13 protein-coding genes are annotated in these 15,198 nt (G+C 61.8%); 4 read left to right on the top strand and 9 right to left on the bottom strand.

Annotated features, from left to right (window positions below; genetic code table 11):
• Window positions 1-107: 107 nt before the first annotated feature.
• From IF199_RS23875 to IF199_RS23840, 8 genes are all read right to left on the bottom strand, one after another.
• A complete protein-coding gene (locus tag IF199_RS23875) occupies window positions 108-1,208 on the bottom strand; it encodes a DUF1513 domain-containing protein (protein ID WP_192558868.1) in 1,101 nt (366 codons plus the stop codon).
• 14 nt (window positions 1,209-1,222) lie between these two features.
• Complete coding sequence (locus IF199_RS23870; protein ID WP_192558867.1) at window positions 1,223-2,287, bottom strand: imelysin family protein; 1,065 nt, start codon at window positions 2,285-2,287, stop codon at window positions 1,223-1,225.
• Between the two features lie 26 nt (window positions 2,288-2,313).
• Window positions 2,314-3,741, bottom strand: coding sequence for a di-heme oxidoreductase family protein (locus tag IF199_RS23865; protein ID WP_192558866.1), 1,428 nt, complete (start codon window positions 3,739-3,741; stop codon window positions 2,314-2,316).
• 155 nt (window positions 3,742-3,896) lie between these two features.
• On the bottom strand, window positions 3,897-5,240 hold the full coding sequence (locus IF199_RS23860; RefSeq protein WP_096818411.1) for an imelysin family protein: 1,344 nt from the start codon (window positions 5,238-5,240) through the stop codon (window positions 3,897-3,899).
• A gap of 184 nt (window positions 5,241-5,424) precedes the next feature.
• Window positions 5,425-7,476 (bottom strand): putative bifunctional diguanylate cyclase/phosphodiesterase, encoded by a 2,052-nt coding sequence (locus IF199_RS23855; RefSeq protein WP_102620744.1) that lies wholly within the window; start codon window positions 7,474-7,476, stop codon window positions 5,425-5,427.
• 356 nt (window positions 7,477-7,832) lie between these two features.
• Window positions 7,833-8,429 carry a superoxide dismutase gene (locus tag IF199_RS23850; RefSeq protein ID WP_003227660.1) on the bottom strand — a complete coding sequence of 199 codons (597 nt, stop codon included), beginning with the start codon at window positions 8,427-8,429 and terminating at the stop codon, window positions 7,833-7,835.
• Window positions 8,430-8,604: 175 nt separating this feature from the next.
• Window positions 8,605-9,207 carry a LysE/ArgO family amino acid transporter gene (locus IF199_RS23845; RefSeq protein WP_085709557.1) on the bottom strand — a complete coding sequence of 201 codons (603 nt, stop codon included), beginning with the start codon at window positions 9,205-9,207 and terminating at the stop codon, window positions 8,605-8,607.
• Between the two features lie 5 nt (window positions 9,208-9,212).
• A complete protein-coding gene (locus IF199_RS23840) occupies window positions 9,213-9,614 on the bottom strand; it encodes an ACT domain-containing protein (protein ID WP_192558865.1) in 402 nt (133 codons plus the stop codon).
• Between the two features lie 96 nt (window positions 9,615-9,710).
• On the opposite strand from IF199_RS23840, the gene IF199_RS23835 reads away from it, so the two are divergent.
• The 4 genes from IF199_RS23835 to IF199_RS23820 all read left to right on the top strand — a co-directional run bounded on the left by IF199_RS23835 (window position 9,711) and on the right by IF199_RS23820 (window position 13,613).
• On the top strand, window positions 9,711-10,604 hold the full coding sequence (locus IF199_RS23835) for a LysR family transcriptional regulator ArgP (protein ID WP_096818404.1): 894 nt from the start codon (window positions 9,711-9,713) through the stop codon (window positions 10,602-10,604).
• A 54-nt stretch (window positions 10,605-10,658) separates the two neighbouring features.
• Window positions 10,659-11,651, top strand: a complete 993-nt coding sequence (locus tag IF199_RS23830) for an NAD-dependent epimerase/dehydratase family protein (RefSeq protein WP_096818402.1) — start codon at window positions 10,659-10,661, stop codon at window positions 11,649-11,651.
• Window positions 11,652-11,756: 105 nt separating this feature from the next.
• Window positions 11,757-12,635, top strand: a complete 879-nt coding sequence (locus tag IF199_RS23825) for an ATPase (protein ID WP_096818401.1) — start codon at window positions 11,757-11,759, stop codon at window positions 12,633-12,635.
• Between the two features lie 132 nt (window positions 12,636-12,767).
• The gene (locus IF199_RS23820; protein ID WP_192558864.1) at window positions 12,768-13,613 is read left to right on the top strand and encodes a cache domain-containing protein; all 846 of its coding nucleotides are present in this window, start codon (window positions 12,768-12,770) and stop codon (window positions 13,611-13,613) included.
• 43 nt (window positions 13,614-13,656) lie between these two features.
• Here IF199_RS23820 and IF199_RS23815 read toward each other — a convergent pair whose 3' ends face one another.
• Complete coding sequence (locus IF199_RS23815) at window positions 13,657-15,174, bottom strand: MDR family MFS transporter (protein WP_096818397.1); 1,518 nt, start codon at window positions 15,172-15,174, stop codon at window positions 13,657-13,659.
• Between the last annotated feature and the right edge of the window lie 24 nt (window positions 15,175-15,198).

The following is a 15,198-nucleotide window of genomic DNA, read 5'->3' as shown; positions in this document are numbered from 1 at the left end:
CACATTACCCCGACTCCGGCAGGGATTCCAACTGCCAGTTTTTACAGGGTGTGATGGAGGAAGGTGTAGAAAAGCGGTGCCGCCGACCGGGCGGTCGGCGGCGAATTTCAGGCCATCAGATGAAGATGGTTGTCCCAGAGCCCTGCGGGCAAATCCAGCGGTTTGGCCAGCAGTTCGTCCTGGCGGCAATCGTAATAACGGCAACGTCCTTGCCCCGAGGTCACGACAAAACCGTCCTTCACCGCACCGACACCGGCGCAGTCGGGTAACGGTGCATCGAGGCGTACTTCGCCGCTGTCCAGATCCCAGATGAAGAAGCGGTTGCCACGCGGTGCGGTCAGCGCCACCAGACGCAGGTCGCTGTGTACGGCAACGCTGGCGGTGTAATGACCCATCGACTGCAACTGATGCTCCGGCACCGGGAACGCCACGAACGGCTGGCCCGGACGTTTGATCGCCAGCAACTCGGAACGCTCCTGGGAAGGCCCCATGAATTGCTGGCCGGCGACGATGGTGCCGTCGCTGGCGATCCCCAGGTGCCGCACGCTGTTCATCGACTGAGCGAGGGTTTCCTTGCTCAGCAGGGTGCCGTCGCGTTGCATCAGCACCAGGCTCGGTTCCATGGCGTCGAGGTTCATGTCGACCCGGCTTTCGGCTTCGGTGCGGATCCCGCCGTTGGCCACGACCAGGGTTTCACCGTCGGGCATCCACGACACCTGATGCGGGCCGAGACCATGGGTGGAAATCTCGCCGCTGTGCACCAGTCGTTCACCCTCGAACTTGTACACCCCGAGCAGGCCGCGGCCCGGATCGGTGGTGTCGTTCTCGGTGGCGTACAGGTAATCGCCGCTGTGGTGGATCACCGCGTGGCCGTAAAAATGCCGGTTCGGCTGCGAGGACACGGTCTGCAACAACGCACCGTCGCGCAGGTCGATCAGGTAGCTCTCGGTGCCCGGACGCCGGGCGACGAACAGCGCGATCGGCAGCGTCGGGTGATTGATGATGTCGTGGCAGCGCTGGCCGACTTCAGTGGCGAACACTCGCGTGCCGTCCAGTCGATAGCCGACGGCGTAGTGCTTGCCGTCGGTGTTGTCCCGCGCCGACAGCAGCAGCGGGCTCTGATCCTTGCGCTTGAACAGCGTCCAGCCGCCCAGTGTCACTGCTCCCAGCAGCAAACTACCTAAAGTCAGAGCCTGGCGTCGCAGCATGGCACTTGCCCTCATCAGTCACCGTCGTTGGCGTTGAAGCCCAGTTGGATGCCCAGCGCCTTGGCCAGTTCGCCTTCGTGCAGGCGATGGACGACGTTGAGGCTGTCGTAGATGTCGTTGAGTTGCTGGCGACCGGCGTCGTCTTCGAGCATTTCGGTCAGCGAGCGCTGAGTGCTGCCGAACAGTTTGAGCGAGGCTGCGTACGCCGCGTCGATCTTGTCCGCCAACGGTTTCTGCTCGGCCGGCAGCAAGCCGCGCAAGCCTTTGTTGTCGACGCCTTCCCAAACGGTCTTGGCAGCGGCGAGGCTGGCTTCCATCGCCGTCAGCGACGACTGGCTGCGCCACGCATCGGCCTGGAACGGTTGCGGCACGCCTTTGCTCTGGCGGCCCATCGGGGTGCCGAGCTTTTTCTTCAGGGTGTCGAGGGCGGTGACCTGTACCCGCAGCAGATCAGCGATCGCTTCGTGGGAGTCGGCGTAGCGCTGGTTCGGGAATTTGCTCATCTGCGCAAGCATGCCGTCGGTGTTGTTCCAGCTGCTGAGGATCTCTTCGGCCAGGAGTTTCTGGCGCTCGCCGATAGCCACCAGCAGCGGGCAGTACTTGGCTTTCTGCGCGTCGTTGGCCACGTCAGGCTTGGCGTCGAACAGGATGTACTCGTAGGCCGACAGGCCCTGGACTACGACGCTGGATTTGGCCAGTGCAGCGGCATCGATCTGCGGCTGGGCGGTGACCAGTTGCTCGACCTGACGGCCGACCAGGTTTTTCTTGTCCGGCCAGAACTGCACCTGCCACGAGCGGTTGCCCTCGGCCAGTGGACCGATCAGCAGCGGTTGCAGCTCGGCCCAGGCTTTCTGCGCGTGCAGGAAGTCGGCGCGGGCGGTTTCCAGGTTTTCCTTGCCCTGGCAGTAGGCGAGGGCGCTGACAGCCAGTTGCTTGTCGGCTTCGACCCAGCGGGTGTAAGTCGGCAGGATCACCGATTTGGCGATGGCGGCGGAGGTGACGGCTTGCGGATCCTGCGGCGAGCACGCGCCGAGGGCCAGTGCGGCAAGGCTGGTGAACAACAGCTTGGGACGGAACATGTCGGGCTCCCGATTCTTTTAAGTGTTTAAAGTGAATTCAAAAACGCCAGCAGCGCGGCACGCTGCTCGGCATTGAAAGACAAAACCTGTTGCTGCGCCGCTTGGGCTTCGCCGCCGTGCCAGAGCACGGCCTCGAGCAGGTTGCGGGCGCGGCCGTCGTGCAGAAACTGTGTGTGCCCGCTGACCGCCTGCGTCAGGCCGATGCCCCACAACGGCGGGGTGCGCCAGTCGCGGCCGCTGGCCTGGAATTCGGTGCGGTTGTCGGCCAGGCCTTCGCCCATGTCATGCAGCAGCAGATCGCTGTACGGGCGAATCACTTGATTGGCCAGTTCAGGTTCGGCCGCGTTGGCGGCGGTGGTGTATTTCGGTGTATGACAGGACTGGCAACCAGCCTGGAAAAACAGATTCTTGCCAGCCAGCACCTGAGCATCGTTGACGCCACGGCGTGCAGGAACGGCGAGGTTGCGGCTGTAGAACAGCACCAGGCGCAGGATGTTGTCGCTGACTTCAGGTTCGCCGTCCGGGCCATTGCCATTCGGCGCCTGTTTGCAGGCGATTTGCGCGTCGGTGCAGTCATCAAACGGTCTCAGGCTCGTGGTGAGGCCCATATCACCAGAAAACGCGTGAACATTTTGTTGATTGAGGTTCGGTTGGCCGGCTTTCCAGCCAAATCGTCCCATCACCGTCTTTTGCTGCGCGTCGTCCCAGACGCGGTTGGGCCGGCCGTTGATGCCGTTGTTTTCTTTGGCCTGTGCGGCAGCGTTGGCGAGGATTGCTTCCTCGGGGATCGCTTCAAGCAGACCCAGGCCGATCATCGGCGGCGCAACGCGTGCGGAGAAACGTGTGTCGGGGTGCATCGGGCCGTAGCCGAGTTGGGTGATCTGCAGAACCGGTTTGCGCAGTTCGATTTCGGTGCCGTCCTTGAAACGCACCGGCACTGGCGTGTAGTCGACCCGCACCTTGCCTTCCGGCGCAACGCCAGGCACGGCCATGTCCTGGAACTGCCCACCGTAGACCGGCTCCGGCACCACGCCGACCTGCTCGATCAATCTGGCGTACTGCGGCGCATCGGGAATCGACAGGCGCACCAGCATCGACACGGCGTTGGGCGCATCCGGCGTCGGCGGATGGCCGCGCCCGTCCTTGATGTGGCAGCCCTGGCAAGCGTTGGTGTTGAACAACGGGCCGAGGCCATCGCGGGCGGTGGTGGTCGACGGTGCGATCACCCAAGGGCTGCGAAAGAAGCTGTTGCCGACGCTGAAGTCCACCCGACGCGAAGGTGGCAGGTTGGCCGAGGGCAGGGAAAATGAATTCTGATCCGTCTTGCGTACGGTCGCGGCGCCGCCGGAGCGGGCTTCGCCGGGCTCGGCCTTGGTGAAACGCGGGGCGTCATCGCAGGCACTCAGGCCAAGGGCCAGAAACAGTGCGGACAAGCGAAGAGGCAGCGAGGGCATCAGACTTCCTGCAAGAGGGGCGAATTTAAAGGCGCAAAGTCTAACAGGGCGAGGGGGTTTGAATAAGAGGAATTATCGTTTGCTTGATACAAGTCAGGCCGGCTGAAACGAACAAGGCGACCCGAAGGTCGCCTTGTTCAGTCAGACGCGCTTGATCAGAACTCGTGATCGGCGTTGTCCGGGTTCAGGTCGCTGATACCCAGCTTGCCGGCCGCCGTTTCGATCGAACCGGTCTGCTTGACCAGCGAGGCGATGGCGTCACGAACGATCTGGTTGCCAGCGGTGTTGCCGGCGGCGATCAACTGGTCGTAGTGCTCACCCTTGTTGGCGTGATCGACCATGACCTGGATCTTGGCTTCGGTAGCGGCCAGATCGGCTTTCAGGGCGGTGTCGGCAGCCGGGTCAACCTTGGCCACCAGCGACGACAGGCTGGCGCCGGTCATTTTGGTGCCGTCGACGCGGGTGTATTCGCCCAGGTAAACGTTACGAATGCCTTTGGCATCGTAGAAGTGCGAGTTGTGGGTGTTGTCGCTGAAGCAGTCCTGTTCGTCTTCCGGGGAGTTCGCTTCCAGGGACACCTTCATGCGCTCGCCAGCCAGCTCGCCCAGAGACAGGCTGCCCATGCCGAACAGCATTTTGCGCAGGCCGCTTTCAGCCGGTTCGGCTTCCAGGGTGGCGCGGTAGTTGTCGGCCACGTTCGGCTTCCAGTTGCCGACCATTTCTTCCAGGTCGCTGACCAGCAGTTGGGTCACGGCTTTCAGGTAGGCACGACGACGATCGTTGTGACCGCCGGTGGCGCCAGCGCCTTCCAGGTAATCCGAAGCTGGACGGTTGCCGGCGCCAGGGCCGGTGCCGTTCAGGTCCTGGCCCCAGAGCAGGAATTCGATGGCGTGGTAGCCGGTGGCAACGTTGGCTTCGGAACCGCCCAGCTCGTTCAGGCTGGCGAGTTTTTCCGGAGTGATGTCCTTGACGTCGACCTTGTCTTCGCCGACCTGTACTTCGGTGTTGGCGATGATGTTGGCGGTGGCGCCCGGGTTGCCCAGTGCGTGTTCGTAGGATTTGTCGACGTAGTCGATCAGGCCTTCGTCCAGAGGCCAGGAGTTAACCTGACCTTCCCAGTCGTCGATGATGGTGTTGCCGAAGCGGAACACTTCGCTCTGCAGGTAAGGAACGCGGGCGGCAACCCAGGCTGCACGTGCGGCCTTCAGAGTGTCGGCGTTCGGCTTGGCGAGGAAAGCGTCGATAGCGGTCTGCAGGGTTTTCGCGGTGGATTCGGCATCGCTGTAAACGGCGAAGACCATGTCGGCGTAGTGTGCGACCACAGCCTTGGCAGCGGCCTCGTCGACTTTACCGGCAGTGGCAGGAGCCGCCGGCGCGGCGGTGCTGGCGGCTGGCGTCGGCGCTGCTGGAGCGGCGGCCTTGTCTTTGCCTTCGCCGCAACCGGCGAGGGAAATAGCGATGGCCAGCAGACTGGCGGTAGCCAGAGGCATACGAATCATGGCGAACATCCTGCTTCGGTAATTGAGTGGACAGGCGCGGGGGTGCGCAAAAGCTGCGACATAATGCAAATCTTTCGCATTATGTGTAAAGGGTTGTGGCTGGAAATATTTCCTATTCGCGCAGGGTTTGCGCTGGATCAACGGTGCCGGGCACAAGGCGCGTGGCGGCCCTTGCCGGCAGCGTTCAGAGGATCGCCGCGTTGCTGCGCTGGGCCTGTTTGAGATAAACGCTCAACTCCCGCGCCGGCAGCGGCTTGCTGTAGTGATAGCCCTGTCCTTCATGGCAGCCTTCGGAGATGATGTAGGTCTCCTGTTCGGCGGTTTCCACGCCTTCTGCGATCACCTGCATGCCGAGGCTCTTGCCTAGTTGAATGATGGCGCGAACGATGGTCGCGTCATCGTCGTCATCCAGCAGATCCTGGACGAAGCTCTTGTCGATCTTGATCTTGTCCAGCGGCAGACTCTTGAGATAGCTCAGCGAGGAGTAGCCGGTTCCGAAGTCGTCGATGGCGATCAGTGCGCCGGAGCGGCGCAGGCTCAGCAAGTGCTGGGCGGCGGTGCTGATGTCTTCCATCAGGCCGGTTTCGGTGACTTCCAGTTCCAGGCTTCGCGGCGGCAGGCGGTACATCTGCAACAGGTTGTTGACCACCCGGGGCAGTTCGGCGTGGTGCAGTTGCACGGTGGACAGGTTGACCGCCATGCGCAGGTCGACGAACCCCTGATCGTGCCATTCGCGCAGTTGTTTGCAGGCCTGATCCAGCACCCACTCGCCGATGGCGATGATCGTACCGTTCTGTTCGGCCAGCGGAATGAACAGGTCCGGCGGCACCAGCCCGTGCTCCGGATGTTGCCAGCGGATCAGGGCCTCGACACCGACCACGCGGTGATCGCGGTAGCTGATCTGTGGCTGATAGACGAGGTAGAACTGATCCCGGAGCAAGGCATCGCGCAGGTCTTTTTCCAGTTCGCGGCGACGGCGCATCTCGCTGTCGACGCTGGCGATATAGAACTGATAGCGGTTGCGCGAGCGGGTCTTGGCCAGGGTCATGGTCTGCTCGGCTTTCTGCAACAGCTTCTCGGTGCTGTCGCCGTCCTCCGGGAACAGGGTGATGCCGATGGTGGCGCGCAGGCGGATTTCCTGATGGTCGAGGGCGAATGCCGCTTCCAGATCATCGAGGATGCTTTGCGCCAGTTCCGCCGCTTCGTAAGGTTGTTCGATGTCGGCCTGTACCAGGGCGAACTGGTCGCCGCCCAGGCGGGCGAGGGCGCCGAGACGGCCGCTATGGGCGCGCAGGCGATCAGCGAGGGCCAACAGCAATTGGTCGCCGGTCTGGTAGCTGAATTGTTCGTTGATGCCCTTGAAGTCATCCAGCCCGACGCACAACACCGCGACCCGGCGCTGCAGCTTGCCGGCGTCCACCAGAATCTTGTCCAGCTGTTGCTGCAATTGCTGACGGTTCGGCAGGCCGGTGAGGAAATCGTACTGGGCCATGCGCAGCAGACTGTTCTCCGCTTCGTGGCGCAGATGAGTGTTGCGTTCGATGGATTCGAGCAACTGGTTGGCGGTGTTGATCCAGATGCCGAGTTCGTTCTTCTCGTGGCCCTTGAGCTGTGGAATCTTGTGTTCGCTGGGGCGGTCCGGGTTGATTTCCGTGAGGTGCTCGATGATCCGCGACAGCGGCTTGGTCAGCAGCCAGTGATAGACCAGATACAGCACCAGGCCCATGGCCAGGGCGCGCAATACGCCGGAAATGAAGATGATCACTGAACTGACGATGAAACCCTGACCGTAGGTGGCGGTGTCGAGGGTGATACTCAGGTCGCCGTAATATTCGCTGTAGGGGCCGCGACCCACCAGTTGGGTGGTGAACGTGCGCTCCTGGCCGAGAATCAGGTCGGTCAGCCAGCGGCTGTTGGAATGCTGCAATTCACGGGATTTCTGCGCGAGCATCGCTTCGTTGGGATGCCCGATGGAGGCCTGGCGCACGGCGTCGTCCTGGAACAGGCCTTCGATCACCTGCATGCCCATCTCCCGGTCCAGGCTGTAGACGGCCTGGGTTGAAGGATCGCGGAACATGTCGAGGATGCGTTCGGCATCGCCGGCGACGGCCTGGCGTGTTTTATAGGCATCGAAAACGATCTGCGCGCAGCTCAAGACTACGCCGACGATCAATGCCGACAGGAGCACGACCCGGAGCAACTTCACCGACAAGCTGTTCTTGAGTTCCAGCTTCAAAGGGTTATTCCTTGTTCCGTGCGGGTAGCGTCAAGTTGCCATGAGTATTGGCAATCCCGTGTTGGCAGTCAAAGGGACAATCGAGCCGCGGAAAATTTGTCCGTGGCCTTGGCCGAAATGCTGCTGCCTGGAGTATTTGCCCTGGTTGTACTGTGTCGGTAGTTTTGGCCTCCAACTTGAGGGGCGTCGGACATTTTTTCCTCTGTTTGATGTTAGTCCGCTGTGGCTCGGGAGCAAGGGGACAAGGGCTGCTTTGCGTGTGGGAAATGGCCCTGTTTGCGATCAGATTCACCTTCGTGTTTTTCGCAGGCATAAAAAAACCCGGCAATAGCCGGGTTTTTTGTCTGGCGCGCAGCTTAAGCGGTGAAGGTCTTGCCTTCGAACTGCTCGGCCACGAACTTCCAGTTGACCAGGTTCCAGAACGCCTCGACGTACTTAGGACGCAGGTTACGGTAGTCGATGTAGTAAGCGTGTTCCCAGACGTCGCAGGTCAGCAGCGGGGTGTCGCCGCTGGTCAGCGGGTTGCCGGCGCCGATGGTGCTGGCCAGGGCCAGGGAACCGTCAGCCTTTTTCACCAGCCAGCCCCAGCCGGAACCGAAGGTGCCGATCGAGGTTTTGCTGAACTCTTCCTTGAACTTGTCGAACGAACCGAAAGCAGCGTTGATGGCTTCAGCCAGTGCGCCGGTTGGTTGACCGCCGGCGTTTGGCGCCAGGCAGTTCCAGTAGAAGGTGTGGTTCCAGACCTGAGCGGCGTTGTTGAAGATGCCACCCGAGGAAGTCTTGACGATTTCTTCCAGGGTCTTGCCTTCGAACTCGGTGCCTGGCACCAGGTTGTTCAGGTTCACGACGTAGGTGTTGTGGTGCTTGTCGTGGTGGAATTCCAGGGTTTCCTTGGAAATGTGCGGCTGCAGGGCATCGTGTGCGTAAGGCAGCGGCGGCAATTCGAAAGCCATGATGATTCTCCTAATCAGGTCTGTTGCGGTGAGCGCAAGGCCGATCACGGGCGGCCAGAAATGCACCGGCGAGTTTTTACTCTTTGCGGCGCAGGGTTCGGATCATAGCACCGGGGGTGCGGCATAACCACGCAACAACTGTGTGGGATAGAGGTTCCAGAGCCGTTTGGAATAATCACGAGGCCAGAATGAGCTGACCCGCCACCGTGAACATCATCACCGCCACCAACAGATCGAGAATTCGCCACGTACCCGGCCGTGCCAGCCACGGTGCCAGCCATGCCGCGCCGAACGCCAGAGTGAAAAACCACAGCAGCGAAGCGCTCGCCGCGCCCACGACATAAGCGCCGGGCACCGACTGTTGCGCGCCGAGGGAGCCGATCAGCAGCACGGTGTCCAGATAGACGTGCGGGTTGAGCAGGGTCACCGCCAGTGCACTGAGCATCACCGCGCGCAATGAACGTACGGTCTGGTTTTCACCCTGTTGCAGGCTCTGTTTCGAGAACGCCCGGCGCAACGCCTGGCTGCCGTACCAGATCAGGAACACTGCACCGCCCCAGCGGGCAACCGCCAGCAACGTCGGGTTCTGCGCCAGCACCGTGGCCAGACCGAACACGCCCGCCGCCACCAGCAGCGCATCGCAGGCGACGCATAGCGCGGCAACCGGCAGGTGATGCTCACGACGCAGGCTCTGGGCCAGGACAAAAGCATTCTGGGTGCCGATCGCCATGATCAGCCCGAACGCCACCAGCAAACCGTTGGTATAGCTTTGCCACATGACAATTACTCCGCGTTGGCTGCGAGATCGCGCAGCACTTGCATGGCGCGTTCGGCGTCGGCCTGACCGACGAACAAATGGTCGTGGTAGTAGCCGGCAATCACGTTGCAACTGATACCGGCCTTGCCCAGTGCGGTGGCGAATGCGGCGGTCAGGCCGACGGCTTCCAGCGCCGAATGCACGTTCAAGGTGATCCAGGCCGCAACGTAGTCGAAACTGAAACCGGCGCGTTCGGCGTGGGAGCGCTCCAGAATCACCGTCAGGCCTTCCTGTTCTCGGAAATTGCCCACGACCTCCAGACCGCTCGGCAACTGACCGTCGCGCAAGGTGCAGAACACGTATTCGCCGGCATTGAGCTGCGGGCTCATGCTGCGCAGCAGGGTGGTCAAAGAGGTTTCGCCAGCCATGGGGGTGGTCCTTGATAAAGAGTGCTTGCTGGCTATTCTCCGGGCAGACGCTGTATAAGAAAAACCAATAGTGCTGATCGCTCATTAGGAAAACTGATGTTCGACTACAAATTGCTTTCCGCTCTGGCCGCCGTGGTCGAGCAGGCCGGATTCGAACGGGCGGCGCAGGTGCTGGGCCTTTCGCAATCGGCGATTTCCCAGCGGATCAAACTGCTGGAAGCGCGGGTCGGCCAGCCGGTGCTGGTGCGCGGGACGCCGCCGTCACCCACCGAAATTGGCCGGCGTCTGCTCAACCATGTGCAGCAGGTGCGCCTGCTCGAACGGGATTTGCAGACGCTGGTGCCGGCGCTGGACGAAGAGGGCCTGCCGGAACGGCTGCGCATCGCGCTGAACGCCGACAGCCTCGCCACCTGGTGGGCCGAGGCGGTGGGCGACTTCTGCGCCGAGCAACATCTGTTGCTGGACCTGATCGTCGAAGACCAGACCGTCGGCCTCAAGCGCATGCGTGCTGGTGAAGTGGCGGCCTGTGTCTGCGCCAGTGAACGGCCGGTGGCGGGCGCCCGCAGTGTGTTGCTCGGGGCGATGCGCTATCGGGCGCTGGCCAGCCCGGCATTCATCGAGCGGCATTTTCCCGACGGCGTGCGGGCCGAACAACTGCCGCGCACCCCGGCGCTGGTGTTTGGCCCGGACGACTTTCTGCAACACCGTTATCTCGCCTCCCTCGGTGTCGATGGCGGTTTCGAACATCATTTGTGTCCGTCATCCGAAGGTTTTATCCGCCTGACCGAAGCCGGGCTCGGCTGGGGACTGGTGCCGGAATTGCAGGTGCGCGAGCAACTGGAACGCGGCGTGTTGCGCGAACTGTTGCCAGATAAACCGATCGACGTGCCGTTGTACTGGCATCATTGGCGCAATGGCGGCCAGTTGCTGGGGTTGTTGACCGACCAATTGGTGCGTTCGTCGTCGCAATGGCTGGTGCCGTTGGACTGACGGCCAGCGTCAAGACTCACGAATCAGGCAAAACGAAAGACAGCGGAGCTCTACATGAAAATTCTGGTCACCGGCGCAAGCGGCTTCATTGGCGGACGCTTTGCGCGTTTTGCCCTGGAGCAGGGCCTGGACGTGCGGGTCAACGGTCGCCGGGCCGAAGGTGTCGAGCATTTGGTGCGTCGGGGTGCCGAGTTCGTTCAGGGCGACCTGAGCGATCCGGAACTGGTGCGTGCGCTCTGCACCGACGTTGAAGCCGTGGTGCATTGCGCCGGCGCGGTCGGGTTGTGGGGCCGTTATCAGGACTTTCATCAGGGCAATGTGCAGGTCACCGAAAACGTGGTCGAAGCCTGCCTCAAACAACGGGTGCGGCGCCTGGTGCATCTGTCGTCGCCGTCGATCTACTTTGACGGCCGCGACCACCTCGGCCTGACCGAAGAGCAAGTGCCCAAGCGCTTTAAACACCACTACGCGGCGACCAAGTATCTGGCCGAGCAAAAGGTCTTCGGCGCTCAGGAGTTCGGCCTCGAAACCCTGGCCCTGCGCCCGCGTTTCGTCACCGGCGCCGGGGACATGAGCATTTTTCCGCGCCTGCTGAAGATGCAGCGCAAAGGGCGTCTGGCAATCATCGGCAACGGCCTGAACAAGGTCGACTTCACCAGCGTGCATAACCTCAACGAAGCGTTGTTGAGCAGTCTTCTGGCGGCCGGTTCGGCGCTGGGCAAGGCCTACAACATCAGCAACGGCGCGCCGGTGCCGCTGTGGGATGTGGTCAATTACGTGATGCGCAAAATGGAAGTCCCACAGGTCACCAAGTACCGTTCCTACGGGCTGGCCTACAGTGTGGCGGCGCTCAATGAAGGCGCGTGCAAACTCTGGCCGGGACGTCCCGAGCCGACCCTGTCGCGGCTGGGCATGCAGGTGATGAACAAAAATTTCACCCTCGACATCAGTCGCGCCCGGCATTATCTGGACTACGATCCGAAAGTCAGTCTCTGGACGGCCCTCGATGAGTTCTGTGGCTGGTGGAAGGCCCAGGACATTCGTTGATACGAAGTGCTGAACCCAGCCACCGGTTGGGGGTCAATCCCTGCGGCTGCGGGGTTTATACTGCGCCGCAATCAGCCATTACCGGGTTTCACAAAGGTTGCCTCAATGTCCATGCGTAACGATGCCCACGACGACGATTTCGACGATGTTCCGAGCCTGCGCGCCGACACACTCGATGACGACGATTTCCCTACCACCACTCGCACTTCCGTGCATTCGCGCACGCCACCCGTGGTTAAGGTCAAGTCGGCCAGCACCGGGCCATTGTGGGCGCTGGTCGGCGCATTGTTCTTTGCCTTCATCGGTCTGGCCTGGTGGAGTTTCCAGCAGATCTCGCTGATGGAGCAGCAACTGGTGGCGACCCAGGAAAGCTTCGCGCGGATCAGTGAAGAAGCGGCGGGACGCCTGCAGGACATTTCCGGCAAGGTCGTGGCCAGCCAGACCAACGTCAACACCGACAGCGAAGCCCTGAAGCTGCAGATCAAGCAGTTGCAAAGCGCACTGCAGGATCAGAGCAAACAGCAGCAGGGTGTGGCGGGTCAGGCGACGGATCTGGACAAGCGTCTGGCGCAGATGACCGCCCAGACCACTGAACAGCAGAACGCCAATACCCAGTTGCAGGCCCAGGTCAAAGCCCTGAGTGCAGAGCTGGCAACGCTGAAAAGCACGCCGGCCGACACCAGCAAGGTCGATGCCCAGCTGAAAAGCTTCGATGCACAGGTCAAGGGTTTCGATGCGCAGTTCAAGAGCCTCGGCGCCGACATCACGGCCCTGAAAAAACAAGGCGGGTCGAACGCCGCGATCGATCGTCTGGAACAGGAAATCGTTGTGCTCAAGAGCGAGCAGGATAACCGTCCGGCTTCGGCACAGGGCGGCTCCAGCACCGCCGAGTTCGATGCGTTCCGTGGGCAGATGACCCGCAACCTCAACACCCTGCAGGCGCAGATCCAGAACCTGCAACAGCAGATCAACGCCCGGCCGTGAGCCCCTTCTGTGGCGAGGGCGCGAACGCTCTCGCCACACACCCATCGCAACATTCAGAAGCTTTCTGAATATCCATACCTGCCGTCAGGCCGTCTACGCTCTTGAAACACCAACAAGAACGAGGGATGCGTCATGGGGTTTGTGCAAAAACTGGCCTGGCTCGGCGCGGTGCTGTTGTTGAGTTTCGGACAGGCCAATGCGGCCACGGAAAAGGACGACAGCAAGGCCGCCATCGCCTTGCTGGAAAAGGCTCTGGCCTACTATCACGACAACGGCGACAAGGCGTTCGCGGCCTTCAGCCGCCAGGGCGAATTCGTCGACAAGGATCGCTACGTGTTCGTGGTCGATACCAAGGGCGTGATGCTCGCCAGCGGCGGGCCGTCTTCGGCGCTGATCGGCCGGGACGTGAGCGAAGTGCTCGGGCCGGATTTGCAGAAAGCGTTCAAGGACGCGCTGAAAGTGCCGGAAGGCAACGGCATCCAGCAGGCCGAATATCGCTGGCAGAATCAGGCCGACGGCAAGGTCGAACGCAAGCATGTGTTCTATCAGCGCATCGGCCAGCGGATTCTGGCGGTCGGTTACTACTTGCCGCGAGCATCGGCGGAACAGGCGAAATCATTGCTCGACAAAGCCGCCACTGATTTGACCAAGGACGAGAAGGGCACGCTGACGGCGGTCAACTCGCTCAAGGGCGGTTACTTGCAGGACGACCTTTACGTGTTCGTGGTGGACCTGAAAACGCAGCGCTACGTCGCCCACGGTACCAACCTGCGGTTGATCAATACCGACTTCGCGAAGGTCAAGGACCCGGAAGGAAAACCGGTGGGCGAGCCGATTCTGGCGCTGATCGGCAAACAGGATGAAGGCGAGTACGAATATCGTTGGAAGAACCCGGTGACCGGCAAGGTCGAGGACAAACATGCCTACCTGAAGAAGGTCGGGGATTTCCTGGTGGCGGTCGGTTATTACAGCGCTTGATCCCAGTGGCTCCCACGCAAGGCGTGGGAGCCATCGGCATCGGTCAGCGGGCGCCGTGTTCACGCCCGCGCAACAAACGGTTCGGCATGGCAAGCGCCGCTGCCAGCCCGAGCAGCGACACCCCGGCGCTGACCATCAGCAAATGCCGGAACGTCACCAGCAACTCGGCACGCAAGGCATTCTGCGCATCACCGGGCGCCGCGTTCAGGCCATCGAGCAGCACGTTGCCGGAGTGACCTTCGCCGATCAGCGATGCGCCGGTCAGGTGGGCGAAACTGGAGTCCTGCAACAACGCCAGCAACAGTGCCGACATCAACGCCACGCCCACCGCACCGCCCAAAGAGCGGAACAGGTTGGTGGTGCTGGTGGCGACGCCAATATCCTTTTGCTCGACCGAGTTCTGCGTGCCGACCAGCGAGGTCGGGAACTGCATGCCCCCGGCGATACCGCTGAGCAACATGAACACACTACTGATCAGCGTCGCATCGGGCGGGCTGAAGGCCATGCCGAGGATCGAGATCGGCATCAGCAGCGCACCGGTGAAAATCTGTGGCTTGTAACGCCCGGTAATCGACGTGCGACGACCGGCGAAATAGGCACCGATCGGCAAACCCATCGCCAGCGGCAGCAAGTGCAATGCAGCGCTGTCGGCGCCGGCACCAGTCACGCTCTGGAAGCGCAGCGGCATCAGCACAATCAACGAAATCGCCTGGAAGCTGCAAAAGAAAATCGTGCACCAGCACAGCAGGGCGCTGCGGTTGGTGAACAGGTGCATCGGCAGCAACGGCTCCCGGGCACGCCGCTCATGCCAGACGAACACCGCCAGCACCGCCACCGCACAAGCGAACAGACCGAGCACTTCACTGCTGCGCCACGCATGGCCCTGGCCGACCTGAGTGATCGCCAGCAACAACGCCGTCAGGCCGATGATCATCAGCAGCGTGCCGAGGTAGTCGATGACCGGTTTGCGCTGGGGAATCGGCAGGCCGATCAGATTGCGTCGCGCTACCCAGTAGGCGCCGAGGCCCAGCGGCAGGTTGATCAGGAACACCCAGCGCCATGACAGGTACTCGGTCATGTAACCGCCGAGTACCGGGCCGGCCACGCTGGCCACCGCGTACATGCTGGAGAAGTAACCCTGATAGCGACCACGCTCCCGGGGCGGGACGATGTCGCCGATGATTGCCTGGCTCACCGAAATCATCCCGCCGGCACCGATGCCCTGGAAGATCCGCGCCAGCACCAGTTGCTCCATGCTCTGAGCCATGCCACAGAACAGCGAGGCCAGGGTGAACAGGCCCATGCCGAACAGCATCAGTTTGCGCCGCCCGTACAGGTCACCGAGCTTGCCGTAGATCGGCACCGCCACGGTCATCGCCACCATGTAGCCGGAAATCACCCAGGCCAGCAGGCTCACGTCCTTGAATTGCGCGGAGATGGCCGGCATGGAAACGGCGACGATGGTCTGGTCCAGCGCGCCAAGGAAGATCGCCATCATCAACGCGACCAGCACGCTGCGAATGGCCGGTTTGGGCGTTTCGGGATGGTTGAGATTGGTCACGGGCGAACCTGCGGGCAGTGATTG

The organism is Pseudomonas allokribbensis, from assembly GCF_014863605.1.
In the GTDB taxonomy this organism is placed as follows: Bacteria; Pseudomonadota; Gammaproteobacteria; order Pseudomonadales; family Pseudomonadaceae; genus Aquipseudomonas; species Aquipseudomonas allokribbensis.
Note: the sequence above shows the minus strand (reverse complement) of the source record. Positions and strands in the feature narration are given on the sequence as shown.

What these genes read in the sequence shown, in the direction of transcription:
- IF199_RS23875 (WP_192558868.1), bottom strand. Translation starts at nt 1,208, where the DNA reads ATGCTGCGACGCCAGGCTCTGACTTTAGGTAGTTTGCTGCTGGGAGCA.
- IF199_RS23870 (WP_192558867.1), bottom strand. Translation starts at nt 2,287, where the DNA reads ATGTTCCGTCCCAAGCTGTTGTTCACCAGCCTTGCCGCACTGGCCCTC.
- IF199_RS23865 (WP_192558866.1), bottom strand. Translation starts at nt 3,741, where the DNA reads ATGCCCTCGCTGCCTCTTCGCTTGTCCGCACTGTTTCTGGCCCTTGGC.
- IF199_RS23860 (WP_096818411.1), bottom strand. Translation starts at nt 5,240, where the DNA reads ATGATTCGTATGCCTCTGGCTACCGCCAGTCTGCTGGCCATCGCTATT.
- IF199_RS23850 (WP_003227660.1), bottom strand. Translation starts at nt 8,429, where the DNA reads ATGGCTTTCGAATTGCCGCCGCTGCCTTACGCACACGATGCCCTGCAG.
- IF199_RS23845 (WP_085709557.1), bottom strand. Translation starts at nt 9,207, where the DNA reads ATGTGGCAAAGCTATACCAACGGTTTGCTGGTGGCGTTCGGGCTGATC.
- IF199_RS23840 (WP_192558865.1), bottom strand. Translation starts at nt 9,614, where the DNA reads ATGGCTGGCGAAACCTCTTTGACCACCCTGCTGCGCAGCATGAGCCCG.
- IF199_RS23835 (WP_096818404.1), top strand. Translation starts at nt 9,711, where the DNA reads ATGTTCGACTACAAATTGCTTTCCGCTCTGGCCGCCGTGGTCGAGCAG.
- IF199_RS23830 (WP_096818402.1), top strand. Translation starts at nt 10,659, where the DNA reads ATGAAAATTCTGGTCACCGGCGCAAGCGGCTTCATTGGCGGACGCTTT.
- IF199_RS23825 (WP_096818401.1), top strand. Translation starts at nt 11,757, where the DNA reads ATGTCCATGCGTAACGATGCCCACGACGACGATTTCGACGATGTTCCG.
- IF199_RS23820 (WP_192558864.1), top strand. Translation starts at nt 12,768, where the DNA reads ATGGGGTTTGTGCAAAAACTGGCCTGGCTCGGCGCGGTGCTGTTGTTG.